12 protein-coding genes and 2 pseudogenes are annotated in these 16,466 nt (G+C 71.9%); 8 read left to right on the forward strand and 6 right to left on the reverse strand.

All coding sequences use genetic code 11. From position 1 onward, the window contains the following. Positions 1-44: 44 nt before the first annotated feature. Positions 45-1,463: an MFS transporter gene (locus ABZ823_RS17930; protein WP_361660589.1), complete on the reverse strand. Its 1,419-nt coding sequence runs from the start codon at positions 1,461-1,463 to the stop codon at positions 45-47. A gap of 402 nt (positions 1,464-1,865) precedes the next feature. On the opposite strand from ABZ823_RS17930, the gene ABZ823_RS17935 reads away from it, so the two are divergent. The 4 genes and pseudogenes from ABZ823_RS17935 to ABZ823_RS17950 all read left to right on the forward strand — a co-directional run. Beyond that, complete coding sequence (locus ABZ823_RS17935; protein WP_361660592.1) at positions 1,866-2,792, forward strand: DUF3027 domain-containing protein; 927 nt, start codon at positions 1,866-1,868, stop codon at positions 2,790-2,792. A 212-nt stretch (positions 2,793-3,004) separates the two neighbouring features. Continuing rightward, positions 3,005-6,154 (forward strand): molecular chaperone Hsp90, encoded by a 3,150-nt coding sequence (locus tag ABZ823_RS17940; RefSeq protein ID WP_361660595.1) that lies wholly within the window; start codon positions 3,005-3,007, stop codon positions 6,152-6,154. A gap of 152 nt (positions 6,155-6,306) precedes the next feature. Then, a complete protein-coding gene (locus ABZ823_RS17945; RefSeq protein ID WP_361660823.1) occupies positions 6,307-6,471 on the forward strand; it encodes a hypothetical protein in 165 nt (54 codons plus the stop codon). Next, a pseudogene (locus tag ABZ823_RS17950) lies at positions 6,471-6,794 on the forward strand (calcium-binding protein); the annotation flags it as partial. The gene ABZ823_RS17945 and the pseudogene ABZ823_RS17950, both read left to right, overlap by 1 nt. A gap of 337 nt (positions 6,795-7,131) precedes the next feature. Here ABZ823_RS17950 and ABZ823_RS17955 read toward each other — a convergent pair. Both ABZ823_RS17955 and ABZ823_RS17960 read right to left on the reverse strand, forming a co-directional pair. Beyond that, positions 7,132-9,525, reverse strand: a complete 2,394-nt coding sequence (locus ABZ823_RS17955) for an HAD-IC family P-type ATPase (protein WP_361660598.1) — start codon at positions 9,523-9,525, stop codon at positions 7,132-7,134. A gap of 104 nt (positions 9,526-9,629) precedes the next feature. Next, positions 9,630-9,881 carry a DUF2530 domain-containing protein gene (locus ABZ823_RS17960; RefSeq protein WP_361660601.1) on the reverse strand — a complete coding sequence of 84 codons (252 nt, stop codon included), beginning with the start codon at positions 9,879-9,881 and terminating at the stop codon, positions 9,630-9,632. 251 nt (positions 9,882-10,132) lie between these two features. Between ABZ823_RS17960 and ABZ823_RS17965 the strand changes: the two genes are divergently transcribed. Then, entirely contained in the window at positions 10,133-11,581 is a 1,449-nt protein-coding gene (locus ABZ823_RS17965) for an NCS2 family permease (RefSeq protein ID WP_361660603.1), read from the forward strand. 16 nt (positions 11,582-11,597) lie between these two features. Here the strand turns inward: ABZ823_RS17965 and ABZ823_RS17970 are convergent, their stop codons facing one another. After that, positions 11,598-11,780, reverse strand: a complete 183-nt coding sequence (locus ABZ823_RS17970) for a ribbon-helix-helix protein, CopG family (RefSeq protein ID WP_361660606.1) — start codon at positions 11,778-11,780, stop codon at positions 11,598-11,600. Between the two features lie 191 nt (positions 11,781-11,971). Between ABZ823_RS17970 and ABZ823_RS17975 the strand changes: the two genes are divergently transcribed. From ABZ823_RS17975 to thpR, 3 genes are all read left to right on the forward strand, one after another. Further along, the gene (locus tag ABZ823_RS17975; RefSeq protein ID WP_361660609.1) at positions 11,972-12,409 is read left to right on the forward strand and encodes a MarR family transcriptional regulator; all 438 of its coding nucleotides are present in this window, start codon (positions 11,972-11,974) and stop codon (positions 12,407-12,409) included. 88 nt (positions 12,410-12,497) lie between these two features. Further along, positions 12,498-13,922: an MFS transporter gene (locus ABZ823_RS17980; protein WP_361660612.1), complete on the forward strand. Its 1,425-nt coding sequence runs from the start codon at positions 12,498-12,500 to the stop codon at positions 13,920-13,922. A 114-nt stretch (positions 13,923-14,036) separates the two neighbouring features. After that, positions 14,037-14,630, forward strand: a complete 594-nt coding sequence (gene thpR, locus ABZ823_RS17985; protein WP_361660614.1) for an RNA 2',3'-cyclic phosphodiesterase — start codon at positions 14,037-14,039, stop codon at positions 14,628-14,630. Positions 14,631-14,786: 156 nt separating this feature from the next. Here thpR and ABZ823_RS17990 read toward each other — a convergent pair whose 3' ends face one another. Continuing rightward, on the reverse strand, positions 14,787-15,779 hold the full coding sequence (locus tag ABZ823_RS17990; protein WP_361660616.1) for an aldo/keto reductase: 993 nt from the start codon (positions 15,777-15,779) through the stop codon (positions 14,787-14,789). Positions 15,780-15,838: 59 nt separating this feature from the next. Beyond that, a pseudogene (locus tag ABZ823_RS17995) lies at positions 15,839-16,433 on the reverse strand (Uma2 family endonuclease). Positions 16,434-16,466 lie beyond the last annotated feature (33 nt).

A 16,466-nucleotide genomic window follows, 5' to 3' on the forward strand; every position in this document is an offset into this window, starting at 1 on the left:
CCCTCCCCACGCGGGGGTGTGCGACGTGCCGCGGGCTCGTGCGATCAGGTGCCCGCGCGCCCGCCGCGCCGGGCCGAGGCGAGCAGGCCCCGTACGGTCGTCAGCCAGCCCACCGCGACGAGCGCGGCGGCCACCGCGAGTCCCAGCACCCCGTTGAGCGGCAGCACGATGCCGATCGCGCCGCCCAGCACCCAGGCCATCTGGAGCAGTGTCTCCGAGCGTGCGAACGCCGAGGTGCGCACCAGCTCCGGCACGTCCCGCTGGATCAGGGCGTCCAGCGACAGCTTGGCGAGGGCCTGTGCGCACCCGGCGACCGCCGCCAGGCACGCCACCAGGAAGGCGCCGAAGAAGACCGCCGCGGTGATCGCCGTGCCCAGCGCGATCGCCACGACCGTCACGATGATCACTTCGGGTGTGCGTGATTTCAGCCAGGCGCCGACGGCCGTGCCCAGCGCGTTGCCCGAGCCCGCCGCGACCCCCACGATGCCGAGCGACACCGCGGCGCTCTCCCCGGCCAGGGGCTGTTCGCGCAGCAGGAAGGCGAGGAAGAAGATCAGGAAGCCGGACAGGCAGCGCAGGGCGGCGTTGGCGGCCAGGGCGTGGGTGACGGCGGGGCCGACCGTGCGCAGCCCGGGGCGGCGCAGGGTCGTCCGGCGATGCGGCCCGTGCAGGTGTTCGGCGTCCGCGGCGAGCAGCGCGATGTCCTCGCCCTTGGCGGAGTCGACCTTCGGGGGCAGCGAGAACGACAGGAACGTCCCCGCGACGAAGATCACGAAGGCGCCGTACAGCGGCCAGGCCGGTCCGAGGGCGTGCAGGCCCGCGCCGACGGGGGCGGCCACGCCGGTGGCGAGGAGGCCGCCGAGGGTCACCCGGGAATTGGCCTTCACCAGGGAGAAGCCGGGCGGCAGCAGCCGTGGCACCACGGCGCTGCGGACGACGCCGTACGCCTTGGAGGCCACGAGGACGCCGAGCGCGGCCGGGTACAGCTCCAGGCTGCCGCTCGCGACCGCCCCGGAGATGATCAGCGCGAGCAGGGCCCGGGCGAGCATCGCGCCGGCCATCGCGGCCCTGCGGCCGTGCGGCAGCCGGTCGAGGAGGGGGCCGATCACGGGCGCGAGGACCGTGAACGGCGCCATGGTGATGGCGAGGTAGAGGGCGACGCGTCCGCGGGCCTCGTCGGTCGGCACGGAGAAGAAGACGGTGGAGGCGAGAGCGACGGTGACCATGACGTCACCGGCGCCGTTCACCGCGTGCAGCTCGATCAGCTTGCCGAGACCGGACTCCCCGGCGCCGTGCGCGTGGGTCACCCTGCGGATGCCGCGCGCGGTGCCGGTGACGGGGAAGTGCAGGGCACGGCCGACCGCGCGGACGGACCCGCCGAACCGGCCCGAACCGCCACCCCGGCTGCGCCCGTCGACTCCGCCCACCCCGGCGGCTTCATGGGACGACCTCGCGGCTGCCACCCCGTCATAGTGCCCCGAGAAGGCGGGGGGTAGTGCGGTTACCGCGCGGATGGGGGCGCGTGAGGTCCGGCGGGACCCCGCGCCGGTTGCCGTCACCGGCCATCGTTCCGGACCGGCCGGAAACCGTGCCGGCGGCGTACCGGCCCGGGGTGCGGAGGGGCCGCGTCCGGTAGAGCGCGGCCACTCGGTGTGGGCCCCGGGGCGCGGAGAGGGTAGCGTGCGTAGCGCGCCGTGGCGATTGTTCTCGGCCGCGCGCCTCTCATCCATCCCGCAGAATGGATGGGGTAGGTGCGCCCGAGCGCGATCGGGCGCGGACGTCGACGCGGTCCGCCGGTCCGCTCCGTCCGCACCCCAGCCGGAAGAGGCGCACCCGTGAGACGGCGTAGGAGAGAAGCGATACCTGTGAGCGCAGCGACACCGCGAAGCCGCACCCCCGACCGCCTGTGCGCCGAGGCCGTCGACCTCGCCCGCGCCGCCGCCGAGGAGACCGCCGCGCCCGGCGTCGTCGGCCAGCACGTCGGATTGGTGTCCGAGGGCGACCGCGTTGTCACGCACTTCTTCGAGTGCAAGGAGCCGGGGTACCGGGGCTGGCGCTGGGCGGTGACGGTCGCGCGGGCGTCCCGCGCGAAGGTCGTCACGCTCGACGAGACGGTTCTGCTGCCCGGCTCCGACGCGCTGCTCGCGCCGGAGTGGGTGCCGTGGAGCGAGCGGCTGCGCCCCGGCGACCTGGGCCCCGGCGACCTGCTGCCGACGGACGCCGAGGACCTGCGCCTGGAGCCCGGCTTCACGGGCGAGGAGGAGCCCGGGCCGAACTCCCCGGTCTCCGGCGAGATGGCGGAGCTGGTCGAGGCGGAGGACGTGGAGGTGACCGCGGGCGCTCCCGCGAACCTGCCGATGGCGCCCTCGCGCGGCTCGATCTCGGCGGTCGCGGAGGAACTGGGCATGCGCCGCGCCCGGGTCCTGTCCCGCTACGGCCTGCATACCGCCGCCGACCGCTGGGAGGAGGCCTTCGGCCCGAAGACGCCGATGGCGCAGGCCGCCCCGGCCTCCTGTGTCAGCTGCGGCTTCCTGGTGCCGATCGGGGGCTCGCTCGGGCAGGCGTTCGGGGTGTGCGCGAACGAGTTCTCCCCGGCCGACGGCCATGTGGTCTCCCTCGCGTACGGCTGCGGCGGCCACTCGGAGGCGGCGGTCATGCCGAAGGCTCCGCAGCCGCCCCCGCCGGTGGTCGACGAGACGAAGGTGGAGCCGTTCCCGCTGCGTCCCTCCCCGGACTCGGGTTCGGTACCGGCGGCGCCTGACGAGGCGGCGGCGGAGCTGGGGCACTCGTAGCCGGAAGTCCGGGGCACTCCTGCAGCCCCGCTGAAGGGCCTTCCGGCGCCTTGCGATCGCACGCACCGGACGCCGCGAGCTGATCGGACTCCCATCTTGTTCGGAGCTCCAAGCGGGCCCCCGGGGCACGGCCCCCGGCAACGGCCGCCCCGGCAGACGGTACTTTCGTCCCGCGGCAGGCACGGGCACGCCGCGAGAGGGAGAGTGAAACCGTGAGCGTATTCGTGCGACCGGCGGCCGAGGGCGCGGACCCCTTCGGAACGGCCCGGCTGCGGCGCGGGGTGCTGGACGCCTGGGCCACCAGCCCGGCCCGGTTCCGCGAGGACGCGAACGCCGAGGAGGACCTCGTACTGGGCGGGTACCGCGACCGCCTGGTCGTCGAGCTCGCGCAGAACGCCGCCGACGCGGCGGCCAGGGCCCAGGTCCCCGGCCGGCTGCGGCTCACCCTCCACGACGGCGTGCTCGTCGCCGCCAACACCGGTGCCCCCCTGGACGCCGTCGGCGTCGAGTCTCTGTCCACCCTGCGCGCCTCCGCCAAGCGCGACACCCACGAGCAGGCCGTCGGCCGCTTCGGCGTCGGCTTCGCGGCCGTCCTCGCCGTCAGCGACGAGCCCGCCGTCGTCGGCCGGCACGGCGGGGTCCGCTGGTCCCTGGCCGAGGCCCGGGAGCTGGCCACCGAGACCGCCCGGCACAGCCCCGGCCTCGGAGACGAGATCCGCCGCCGCGACGGGCATGTGCCGCTGCTGCGGCTGCCGTTCGCCGCCGAGGGCAGCGCCCCGGACCCGTACGACACCGTCGTCATCCTCCCGCTGCGCGACGCGGCCGCCACCGACCTCGCCGAGCGACTGCTGCACACCGTCGACGACGCCCTCCTGCTCGCCCTGCCCGGCCTGGAGGAAGTCGTCGTCGAGATCGGCGACCAGCCGGTGCGGACCCTGCGCCGCCGTGCCGAGGGCACCGACACCGTGGTCGAGGACTCCCGTGACGGCACGACCCGCTGGCGCACCGTCTCCCGCCACGGCCCCCTCACCCCGGACCTCCTCGCCGACCGCCCGGTCGAGGAGCGGCTGCGTCCCCACTGGTCCGTCACCTGGGCCGTCCCGGTCGCCGACGACGGCACCCCGGTCCGGCCCCGTACCGCACCGGTCGTGCACGCGCCCACGCCCAGCGACGAGCCGCTCGGCGTGCCCGCGCTGCTCATCGCCTCGTTCCCGCTGGACACGACCCGCCGCCACGCCGCGCCCGGCCCGCTCACCGACTTCCTGGTGGAGCGCGCGGCCGACGCGTACGCCGAACTCCTCGCCGACTGGCGCCCGGTGACCCCCGGCGTGATCGACCTGGTGCCGGGTCCGCTGGGCAAGGGGGAGCTGGACGGCGCCTTGCGCCGGGCCGTCCTGGACCGGCTGCCGCGCACCGCCTTCCTGCCGCCCGCCCACGACCCCCGTGACGACTCCGAACTGCCCGAGGCGCTGCGGCCGCGGGACGCCGAGATCGTCGAGGGCGCCGGGGCCGAGACCGTACGGGTCCTCGCCGAGGTACTGCCGAGCCTGCTGCCCGCGGGCCTCGAGCGCCGTGCCGAGCTACGGACGCTCGGCGTCGCCCGGGTGCCGCTGACCGAGGCGGTCGACCGGCTGGCGGGCCTGGAGAAGGAGCCCGACTGGTGGTGGCGGCTGTACGACAGCCTGGCCGGGGTCGACCCGGACCGGCTGACGGGGCTGCCGGTGCCGCTCGCCGGGGGCACCTCCCAGGCGCTGGGCACCGGCGGAGCCCGTACGACCATCGGGCCCCGGCAGGTCCTCCTCCCGACCGTCGACGGGCCACCGGTGACTCCCGAGACCCTGGCGCGGCTGGGCCTGAAGGTGGCCCATCCGGACGCCGCCCATCCGCTCCTGGAGAAGCTGGGCGCCCTTCCGGCCACCCCGCGCGCCGTGCTCACCACCCCGCAGGTGCGGGCCGCCGTCGCCGCATCCCTCGACGACGAGGGGCCCGGCTGGGACCAGGAGGGCCTGGACGCCGAGGAACTGGCCGACACCGTGCTCGCCCTGGTCCGGGAGGCCGCGCTCGAACCCGGTGACGAGCCCTGGCTCGGCGGCCTCGCCCTGCCCGACGAGGACGGCGAACTCGCGCCCGCCGGGGAACTCGTACTCCCCGGCAGCCCCTTCGCGAGCGTGATGCGCGAGGGCGAACTCGCTCTCGTCGATGGTGAGTTGGCGGAACGTTGGGGCGGACAGCCACTGACCGCCTGCGGGGTGCTGGCGAACTTCGCCCTTGTCCGCGTGACCGACGTGGTCCTGGACCCCGACGAACTGGAGCCCCGCGACTCGGACTTCGCGGAGCCGGACGACGTCGGGCTGCTCGACGCCGTCGACGTGTGGTGCGAGGACGTCCTGGACCGGCTGCCCGACACCCCGGTGCCGCCGGTGGCGACCGAGATCGTCGCCGTGCGCGACCTCGACCTCGTCGACGACGACCACTGGCCGAGGGCCCTCGCCCTGCTGTCCGAGCCGCCGCTGCGGGACGCGCTCACCCAGCCGGTGCGGATCCTGCTGCCCGACGGCACCCATGAGCTCGTACGGCCGTACACGGCCTGGTGGCTGCGCGGCCACCCGGTGCTCGGCGGTCGCCGCCCCGCGGGCCTGCGCGCCGCGGGCGGCGACCCGCTGCTGCGCGGGCTCTACGACGAGGCCGACGCCACCGGCTTCGAGGACGAGCAGGTACTGCGGGCGCTCGGTGTACGGACGTCCGTGGCCGCCCTGCTCGACGAGCCCGGCGGTGCCGCCGAACTGCTGGACCGGCTCGCCGACCCCGAGCGGCTCGTCTCCGCCGCCCAGCTCCACGCCCTCTACACGGCCCTGGCCGACCTCGACCCGGAACAGGTGACCCTGCCGGACGAGCTGCGCGCGGTCGTCGACGACCGGGTGACCGTCGTGGACGCCGCCGACGCGGTGGTCGTCGACTCGCCCGACCTACTGCCCTTCACCGAGGGCGTACCGCTGCTGCCGGTGCGCCCGACGCGGGCCGCCGATCTCGCCGAGCTGCTCCAAGTGCGGCGGCTGAGCGAGTCGGTGACGGGCGAGGTGACCTCCGAGGGCGCCGAGCACGACGTCCCGGACTCCCTTCGGGTGCTGCTCGGGCCGTCCACCCCGGCGTTCTACGTCGAGCACGAGGAACTGGTCGTCGACGGCGTGGAGATCGACTGGCGGCTGACCTCGGACGGCGTGCTGCACGCCGCCACCCTGGAAGGCGTCGCGGCGGGTCTGGCCTGGGCGGCGGGCCAGTGGCCGCGCCGCTTCGAGGTCGCCGCGCTCCTGGAGGATCCGTCGCGCACGGAGGAGCTGGCACGGGACCGCTGGTTCGACTGAAAGACCGAAGCCGCGAGCCCGGCGAGAAAAGCTCCAGACCCGCACAACCTTCCGAATCCTCCGTCGATCTGATCATGCGAGTCAACAGACTCCCCAGACACTAGGGCCCCGCGTGAGCCGACCCGTGGGCCCCTTTCTCCACCTGGAGCGCAATGCGCACTCGTGCCACTGTGGCCGCCGTCTCCGGCGCCCTGGCCCTCTCCGCCTACGCCGTGCCGGCCGCGCAGGCCGCCGATGCCGCCCCGTCCCACCGCGTGGTCGTCGCGAAGTCACCAAGATCGGCGTCGCCGAGCAGGGCGACCTCGGGAAGACCCTGATCCAGCGCAACTCGACGCTGACGACCGACGCGTCGCCGGAGCCGGTGAAGAAGGGTGCGACCCTCACGGTCAAGGGCAAGCTGTCCCGCGCCAACTGGGAGACCAACAAGTACGCCGGGTACACCGGCCAGTCGGTGAAGCTTCAGTTCCGCAAGAAGGGCAGCAACACCTACACCACGCTGAAGACCATCAAGACGGACAGCACGGGCACCCTGAAGACGACCGTCAAGGCGTCCGTCGACGGCTACTACCGGTACTCCTTCGCGGGCACCTCGACCACCCCGGCGGTCAACGCCGCGGGTGACTTCGTCGACGTGAGGTAAGCCTCCGCCACGCCATGGCCGCCCCGCCGGGTTACCGGCGGGGCGGCCGCGTTCCGGGGACCGTCCGGTCAGGTAACTCACTCCACGGCCTTCGGGATGAACACGAGTCGCCGAATTCCGGGAACCGGCAGCGTAATGTCGGCGATCTGTGCGACGGTGACGGGCGATCCGACAAGAGCTGGGGCAGCATGCGTGCCGTGCTCGGCGGCGACTTCGACGGCGACGGCAAGGCGGACCTGGCGCCCTGTGGGGCAGCGGCGACCTGCGCTGGTACGCGGGCGACGGCAAGGGCAAGCTGGCGGTCGGCAAGACCATGTGGCCCGCGGTGTAGGCACCCTCAGGCGGGCACGCGGCGGTCGACCCACTTCCAGACGAACTCCAGGGCGGCCGCCGCCACCGCCGCCGTGCCCACCGCGATCCAGGGGACCGTGACGCCCACCAGCCTCAGCGCGAAGAAGTGCTGCAACGCGGGTACGGCCAGGACGCACAGGAACGCCAGGCCCATCGTGGCCACCAGGGCGATCCGCCACCAGGTGTAGGGGCGGGCGACGATCGCCAGGACCCACATCGAGACCAGGAAGAGCGTGAGGGTCGCCGCGCTGGTCTCCGCCGCCAGCGAGCCGGGGCCCGTGTAGTGGTGCCGGGCGATCAGATACGTCACGAAGGTCGCGACGGCCGCCATGACCCCGCCCGGGATCGAGTACCGCATGACCCGCCGTACGAAGTGCGGCCTGGCCCGTTCCTTGTTGGGAGCCAGCGCCAGGAAGAACGCCGGCACGCCGATCGTCAGCGTCGACAGCAGGGTCAGGTGCCGGGGCAGGAACGGGTACTCCACCTGCCAGCACACCACCAGCACCGCCAGCAGCACCGAGTAGACCGTCTTCACCAGGAAGAGCGTGGCGACCCGGGTGATGTTCCCGATCACCCGCCGGCCCTCGCCGACCACCGACGGCAGCGTCGCGAAGCTGTTGTCGAGGAGCACGATCTGCGCCACGGCCCGCGTCGCCTCCGAGCCCGACCCCATCGAGACGCCGATGTCCGCGTCCTTGAGCGCGAGGACGTCGTTCACACCGTCGCCCGTCATCGCCACCGTGTGCCCACGTGACTGGAGGGCGCCCACCATGTCCCGCTTCTGCTGCGGGGTGACCCGCCCGAAGACCGTGCCCTTGTCCAGCGACTTGGCCATCTCCGCCTGGTTCGGGTGCAGGCGGCGGGCGTCCACGACCTCCCCGGCGATACCGAGCTTCCCGGCGACCGCGCCCACGGACACCGCGTTGTCACCGGAGATCACCTTGGCGCGGACGTTCTGGTCGGCGAAGTAGCGCAGGGTGTCGGCGGCGTCCGGGCGCAGCCGCTGCTCGAGTACGACCAGGGCGGCGGGCCGCGTGCCGTCCTTGACCCGGGGGTCGTCCAGGTCCCGGGAGGCGCGGGCCAGCAGCAGCACGCGCAGCCCCTGCTCGTTGAGGCGCTCGGTCTCGGCCAGGGCCGGGTCGTCGGGGTTCAGCAGGACGTCCGGGGCGCCCAGGAGCCAGGTGCTGGCCTCCCCGTTGCCCTCGCTGAAGGACGCGCCGCTGTACTTGCGGGCGGAGGAGAAGGGCAGGGCCTCGGTGCAGCGCCAGTCCTCGCTGTCCGGGTAGGCGTCGATGATCGCCCGGAGGGAGGCGTTCGGACGCGGGTCGGCCTCCCCGAGCGCGCCGAGGACCTTGCGCAGATACGTCTCGTCGGCGCCCTGGAGCGGGCGCAGCTCGGTGACGTCCATGCCGCCCTCGGTGAGCGTGCCCGTCTTGTCCAGGCAGACGGTGTCGACGCGGGCGAGGCCCTCGATGGCGGGCAGTTCCTGGACGAGGACCTGTTTGCGCCCGAGCCGGATGACGCCGATGGCGAAGGCCACGGAGGTGAGCAGGACGAGCCCCTCGGGGACCATCGGCACGATGCCGCCGACCGTGCGGGCCAGGCAGTCCTTGAATCCGTAGTGTTTGACCACGGTCTGGCTGACGATGAGGCCGATCGCGGTCGGGACCATCATCCACGTCACGTACTTGAGGATCGTGGAGATACCGCTGCGCAGCTCGGAGTCGACGAGCGTGAACCGGGACGCCTCCTCGGCGAGCTGGGCGGCGTAGGCCTCGCGTCCCACCTTGGTCGCCCGGAAGGCGCCGCTGCCGGCGACGACGAAGCTCCCGGACATGACGGGGGCCCCGGCGCGTTTGACGACGGGGTCGGCCTCACCGGTCAGCAGCGACTCGTCGATCTCCAGTCCGTCGGTCTCGACGCACGTACCGTCGACCACGATCTTGTCGCCCGGTCCGATCTCGATGATGTCGTCGAGCACGATCTCCGAGGTGCCGACCTCGCCGGCGATCCCGTCCCGGCGCACCGTGGGCCTCGCCTCGCCGATCACCGCCAGCGAGTCCAGGGTCTTCTTGGCGCGCCACTCCTGGATGACGCCGATGGCGGTGTTGGCGATGATCACGTAGCCGAAGAGGCTGTCCTGGAACGGCGCCACGAACAGCATGATCAGCCAGAGCGCGCCGATGATCGCGTTGAAGCGGGTGAAGACGTTGGCGCGGACGATCTCGCCCAGGGAGCGGCTGCTGCGGACGGGGATGTCGTTGACGTCGCCCCGCGCGACCCGCTCGGCCACCTCGGCGGCGGACAGTCCTCGCGTCAGCCCGGGTGCGGGGACGGGGTGCACGGGATCGAGTTCGGCGCCCGCGTCGATGTGCGTCATGCATTCGACGGTACGTGCGGATTTGCGCCTTCACCCCTTGAGCGCTTCAAAGATCCGACCCCGGGAGGACGCCTCTCGTGCGGTGGTTGTACGCGGCGCCCGGGTCACCGCTCGGCGGCGGCCCTCTTGATGGCGGCGTCCCGCCTGCGCACGTACCAGATGCCGATGCAGCCGAGGCCCGCGCCCGCCAGGCATGTCCACAGCCACCAGGTGTGTCCGTGGTCGGCGAACCAGCCGTAGAACGGCAGCTGGACCAGGAAGAGAACGAACCAGAGGATCGTGCCGCCGGTGATGGTGGCGACCACGGGGCCCTCCAGGGGCTCCGGCGCCTCGTGCTTCGGGGTCCACTTCGCCATGCGCACAGCTTACGAGGGGGCGGGCGCCGCCGACGGGGCGGACCCCGGCCCTTGCGCGCCAAGGGTCTACGCGCGGAGATAGCGATCTACGGCTTATATGTTCATACTGAAACGGTTTGAGTCTGGCTGCTTATATTCGTACGAAACACCAACGGCAAGTGGAGAAGCCCGTTGAGGTGATCGGGCGAAGGCAAGACTCGATCACGTTTGTTCGCGTCCGTCCGCAGCCCCCCGCACCCCTGAGGTCCCGCATGTCCACCTCGGCCCCCGCAAAGGCCGCCCCCCAGCAGCCGGGCACCCGACCGCCGTCCGGTGCCCTCGACCGCTACTTCAAGATCTCCGAGCGGGGCAGCACGCTCCCCCGTGAGATCCGGGGCGGTTTCGCCACCTTCTTCGCGATGGCGTACATCATCGTGCTGAACCCGATCATCCTGGGCAGCGCGAAGGACATGTACGGGCACCACCTGGACCACGGCCAGCTGGTCACCGCCACCGCCCTGACCGCCGCCTTCAGCACGCTGCTGATGGGTGTGATCGGAAACGTCCCGATCGCCCTGGCGGCCGGTCTCGGCGTGAACACGGTCGTCGCCCTGCAGCTCGCGCCGCGCATGTCGTGGCCGGACGCGATGGGCATGGTCGTCCTGGCGGGCCTCGTGGTGATGCTGCTGGTCGCCTCCGGTCTGCGCGAGCGGGTGATGAACGCCGTGCCGCTCGGTCTGCGCAAGGGCATCTCCATCGGCATCGGCCTGTTCATCATGCTGATCGGGCTTGTCGACTCCGGTTTCGTCACCCGCATCCCGGACGTCGCGCAGACCACGGTCCCGCTCCAGCTCGGCGTCGGCGGCCATCTGAACGGCTGGCCCGTCCTGGTCTTCGTGCTCGGCACGCTGCTCACCTTCGCGCTGATCGTCCGCAAGGTGCCGGGCGCCATCCTGATCTCGATCGTCGCGATGACGGTGCTCGCGCTGGTCCTCAACGCGGCCGCCACGATCCCCTCCTGGGGGCTGACCGTCCCGAAGTGGCCGGGCAACCCGGTCGCCACCCCCGACTTCGGCCTGATCGGCAAGGTCAGCCTGTTCGGCGGCTTCGGCAAGGTCGGCGTCCTGACCGGAATCCTGTTCGTCTTCACGGTCCTGTTGTCGTGCTTCTTCGACGCGATGGGCACGATCATGGGCATCGGCGACGAGGCCAAGCTGACCGATGCCGAGGGCTACATGCCCGGCATCAACAAGGTGCTCCTCGTCGACGGCATCGCGGTCGCGGCGGGCGGTGCCAGCTCCTCCTCGGCCACCACCTGCTTCGTGGAGTCCACGGCCGGCGTCGGTGAGGGCGCGCGCACAGGCTTCGCGAACGTCGTCACGGGTGCCCTCTTCGCCGTGGCCCTCTTCCTCACTCCGGTCGCCACGATGGTCCCGTCCCAGGCGGCCACCCCGGCCCTGGTCGCGGTCGGTTTCCTGATCCTGTCCAACTCGGTCAAGGAGATCGACTGGGCGGACTACACGATCGCGATCCCGGCGTTCGTGACCATGATGGCGATGCCCTTCACGTACTCGATCACGAACGGCATCGGCATGGGCTTCATCACCTTCGTGGTCCTGCGCCTGGCCGCCGGCCGCGCCCGTGAGATCCCCGCCGCGATGTATGCGGTGGCGTCGGTGTTCGCCTTCTACTACCTGATGCCGGCGCTGGGTCTGACCTGACCGGCTTCCCGCGGGGTCAGGTGACCCCGTAGAACCTCTCCGTCTCCTCGACGGCGGCCTGGAACCGCTCGTCGAAGTCATCGCGAATGAGCGTCCGGGCGACATAGTCCTGGACGCTCATTCCTCTTCTGGCGGCGTGCCGGCGGAGCCGTTCGAGCAGCTCCCTGTCCAGCCGCACGCTGAGCACGCTGGTCCCCATGCGTACGAGGGTTGCCGGATCCGGACGGGCGGTGCGTCATGTTCCCGCGCCGGATCACTCCTTCGGGTGATCTGTGCGGCATGGAGCTTCCCGGGCGGCCCTCGGATGTACAGCCCGCCGTGGCCGGGGTCACGCGCGCGGCGGGACGTCGCGGTGGTCTTTAGGGAAAGTAATGAGTTACCCTAAAGAGCATGGCTGACCTGACCCATGGCGACGACGCTGCCGCCGTGAACGCTCTCCGCTCCGCTGTGATGCGCCTCTCGCGCCGCCTCAAGCACCAGCGGGTCGACGAGTCGCTGAGCCCGACCGAGATGTCGGTGCTCGGCACCCTGTCCCGCTGCGGCTCCGCCACCCCCGGCGAGCTCGCCCGCAAGGAACACGTCCAGCCGCCCTCGATGACCCGCATCGTGGCACTGCTGGAGAGCAAGGGACTGGTCAGGCTGGAGCCGCACCCCGAGGACAGGCGCCAGAAGGTGGTCACCCCGACCGAGCGGGCCGAGGCGATGCTCGAGGAGAGCCGCCGCAAGCGGAACGCGTTTCTGGCCGGCCTGATCGAGGGCCTGGACGAGGACGAGTGGGAGAAGGTCCGCGCGGCCGCTCCCGTCCTGGAAAAGCTCGCGCACCTGTGACGGTGGGCGTCCCCGCGGACGCCCACCCCGCCGGACGCGGCCCCACCCGCGTACGTACGAAGCCGTCATCGCAAGGAGGCGAACCCCTTTGAGTACGGGAACCGGAGCAGCTTCCGCCCCCGCACCAGCCACCCACTACCCCCCGTCCGCCCTCTCCGACCGCCCCGACCGCCCCGAGCCCCCCACGGATTCCGGGAGCCCCGATCCCGCCGAACGGGCGGCGACCGGCAAGTCCTCGATGTTCAGCTCCCTGCGCGTGCGGAACTACCGGCTCTTCTTCCTGGGCCAGGTCGTCTCCAACACCGGCACCTGGATGCAGCGCATCGCGCAGGACTGGCTGGTGCTGAGCCTGACCGGCTCCTCCACCGCCGTCGGCGTCACCACGGCACTGCAATTCCTGCCGATGCTCCTCTTCGGGCTGTACGGCGGCGTCCTCGTCGACCGGCTCCCCAAGCGCCCGACCCTGCTGGTCACGCAGTCCGCTATGGGTGCCACGGGCCTCGTCCTTGCCTTCCTGACACTCTCGGGCCACGTCCACGTCTGGCATGTGTACGTCGCCGCCTTCGCCGTCGGACTCGCCACGGTCCTGGACAACCCCGCCCGTCAGTCCTTCGTCTCGGAGATGGTCGGCCCCCGGCAGCTTCAGAACGCGGTCAGCCTGAACTCGGCGAACTTCCAGTCCGCCCGCCTGGTCGGCCCCGCCGTCGCGGGCGTCCTGATCACCGGCGTCGGCACGGGCTGGGCCTTCCTGTTCAACGGCCTGTCCTTCCTCGCCCCCATCGCCGGGCTGCTGCTGATGCGCGCCCGCGAGCTGCAGGTCGTGGAACGCGCCCCGCGCGGCAAGGGCCAGCTCCGCGAGGGGCTGCGCTATGTCGCCGGACACCCGGAGCTGATCTGGCCGATCGTCCTGGTCGGCTTCATCGGCACCTTCGGCTTCAACTTCCCGGTGTGGCTGTCGGCGTACGCGGACGACGTCTTCCACGCGGGCGCCGGCGCCTACAGCCTCTTCAACACGCTGATGGCGCTCGGCTCGCTGACCGGCGCGCTGCTCGCCGCCCGCCGCGGCACGGCCCGGCTGCGGGTGCTGATCGGGGCGGCGGCGCTGTTCGGCGCGCTGGAGACCGTGGCGGCCGGGGCCCCCTCGCTGTGGCTGTTCGCGCTGCTGATGGTCCCGATCGGGATCTTCGGACTCACGGTGAACGTCACGGCGAACACGACCGTCCAGATGGGCACCGATCCGGCGATGCGGGGCCGCGTCATGGCCCTGTTCATGATGGTCTTCATGGGCGGTACGCCCCTGGGGGCGCCCCTGGTCGGCTGGATCACGGACGCATACGGCGCCCGGATGGGCTTCGCGGCGGGCGGTGTGATCTCGCTGGCGGCGGCCGCGACGATCGGCCTCGTCCTGGCCCGGGCCGGCGGCCTGCGCCTGTCGGTCGGCTGGAGCCACGGCCACCCGGAGGTCCGCTTCGTCCCACGGGAGCGGCAGGAAGAGCTGGCGACGGCGGCGTAGCCCGGGGCCCCCGGCTGCCGGGGGCCCCGGGTCAGTCGCGCGCAGCGGCGCAACGATACGTACGGTGACCGGGAGACACCGGGCGTGCGGGTGTGCGCCGGGGAGACTGGTCGTATGAGACTCTTCGCCGCGCTGCTGCCACCCGAGGACGTGACCCACGAACTCGCCCGCGAGGTGGCCGCATTGAAGCGGCTGCCGGGGGCGGACGGACTGCGCTGGACCGGCCGCCCCGGCTGGCACTTCACCCTCGCCTTCTACGGTGAGGTCGACGAGGAGGTCGTACCGGATCTCTCGGCACGCCTGGAGCGCACGGCCCGCCGCACGCCGTCCTTCCCGCTCGCGCTGCGGGGAGGCGGACAGTTCGGGCGCGGGCGGGCGCTGTGGACGGGCGCGGAGGGCGACCTGCCCACCCTGCGGCTGCTGGCCGAGCGCTCGGAGGCGGCGGCGCGGAAGGCGGGCGTACCGATGGGGGAGCACCGTCGCTACCAGGCCCACCTGACGCTGGCGCGAAGCCGGGACGCGGTGGACGTACGCCCTTGCGTCGATGCCCTGCGCGGCTTCCGCAGCCGGCCCTGGACGGTGGACGCGCTGGTCCTGGTCCGCAGCCACCTGCCGAAGTCCGGGGTGCCCGGCGAGCAGCCCCGCTACGAGCCGGTCGCCCGCTGGCCGCTCGGGCCCGTGGGGCACGGTCCGGCGGAAGGATCGTAGGACGGGGCGGTTAGTCTCGAAGACGTGGACCCGAAAACCCGGAACCGGATCATGGCCGGTGCGCTTGTGCTGATGTTCGCCGTCGTAGCCGTGGCGGCCGCGCTCGGCAGGTGATGCGGAGCGCGGCCGTCCAGTCCTGCCGGTAGCCGTGTCGGCTCACCAGGCGAATGCCTCCGGTGACGGTCCGGTCCCCGGGAAGATCTCCTCGAGGCCGGCCAGAACCTCCTCCGAGAGCTCCAGCTCGACCGCCCGCAGCGCCGACTCCAGCTGCCCGGCGGTGCGCGGGCCGACGATGGGGCCGGTGACACCGGGGCGGGTCAGCAGCCAGGCGAGGGCCGCCTCGCCGGGCTCGACACCGTGCTTGTCGAGCAGGTCCTCGTAGGCCTGGATCCGCGTCCGGACGGCGGGGTCGGCGAGCGCCTCGGCGGTCCGGCCACCGGCCCGGCGGCCGCCCTCCACCTCCTTCTTGATGACACCGCCCAGCAGTCCGCCGTGCAGCGGCGACCACGGGATGACCCCGAGTCCGTAGTCCTGCGCGGCCGGGATGACCTCCATCTCGGCGCGGCGCTCGTAGAGGTTGTACAGGCACTGCTCGCTGACGAGGCCGATCGTGCCGTGGCGGCGGGCGGCGATCTCGTTGGCCTGGGCGATCTTGTACCCGGGGAAGTTGCTGGATCCGGCGTAGAGGATCTTCCCCTGCTGGACCAGGACGTCGATGGCCTGCCAGATCTCCTCGAAGGGAGTGTTCCGGTCGACGTGGTGGAACTGGTACAGGTCGATGTAGTCGGTCTTCAGCCGCTGGAGGCTGGCGTCCACCGCCCGCCGGATGTTGAGCGCGGAGAGCTTGTCGTGGTTGGGCCAGACATCGCCGTCCGCCGCCATGTTGCCGTACACCTTGGTGGCGAGCACGACCTTGTCGCGCCGTTCGCCGCCCTTGGCGAACCAGTTGCCGATGATCCTCTCGGTACGGCCCTTGTTCTCGCCCCAGCCGTACACGTTGGCGGTGTCGAAGAAGTTGATGCCCGCGTCCAGCGCCGCGTCCATGATCGCGTGACTGTCGGCCTCCTCGGTCTGCGGGCCGAAGTTCATGGTCCCGAGGACGAGCCGGCTGACCTTGAGTCCCGTGCGTCCGAGCTGCGTGTATTCCATGACTGCCTAGCCAACGGCGTGGAGTGCGCTCCAGGCAAGGGGCGTTGGGCGAAGGCCGGTCAGTCGCGGGGGAAGTCGTCGGTTCTGAGGGTGAGGCCGAGGGGGGTGGTGGTCATATCGACATCGGTTCCGTAGTCGACGCGCAGCTCGCACGTGATCGCCCTCTTTCGGCTCGGTGTACACGTGGCATGCGCCCTGGTAGGGGTCGGCGATGAGGTACACGGGGACTTCGGCGAGTGCGTAGGCGGTCTTCTTGGGACCGTAGTCGTTCCGGGCCGTCCCGTTCGAGATGACTTCGGCGATGAACTCGACGTCTCCGTACCGCCAGCGACCCTCGTCGTCCTTTGTGGCGCCTTCGCGTAGCTTGGCCACATCGGGGCAAAAGCCGTTTTCCAGGCCGGGAAAGTCGATGCGGACGTCCGAGAACACCCGTGCGCGCCTCCTCCCGAAGTGGTCCTCGAGCGCCCAGAGGATCTCGCGAATGGTTTCCCAGCGGATGTCCCGCTGCGGCGTCATGAAGACACTGCCCCCCACGATCTCAACCTTGTAACCCTCGGGGACGGGCATCCGCTCAAGCCGCTTGAACCACTGGTCCAGGCGCTCGACGTTTGTGTCGGCCATCTCGATCTCGATCCTGTCTTCCAGGACGGTCATGGTGGCGCTCCTCCCCGGCCACCCTCCGCACGA

Origin of the sequence: Streptomyces sp. NPDC047079 (genome assembly GCF_040643755.1) — a bacterium.
Lineage (GTDB): Bacteria > Actinomycetota > Actinomycetes > Streptomycetales > Streptomycetaceae > Streptomyces.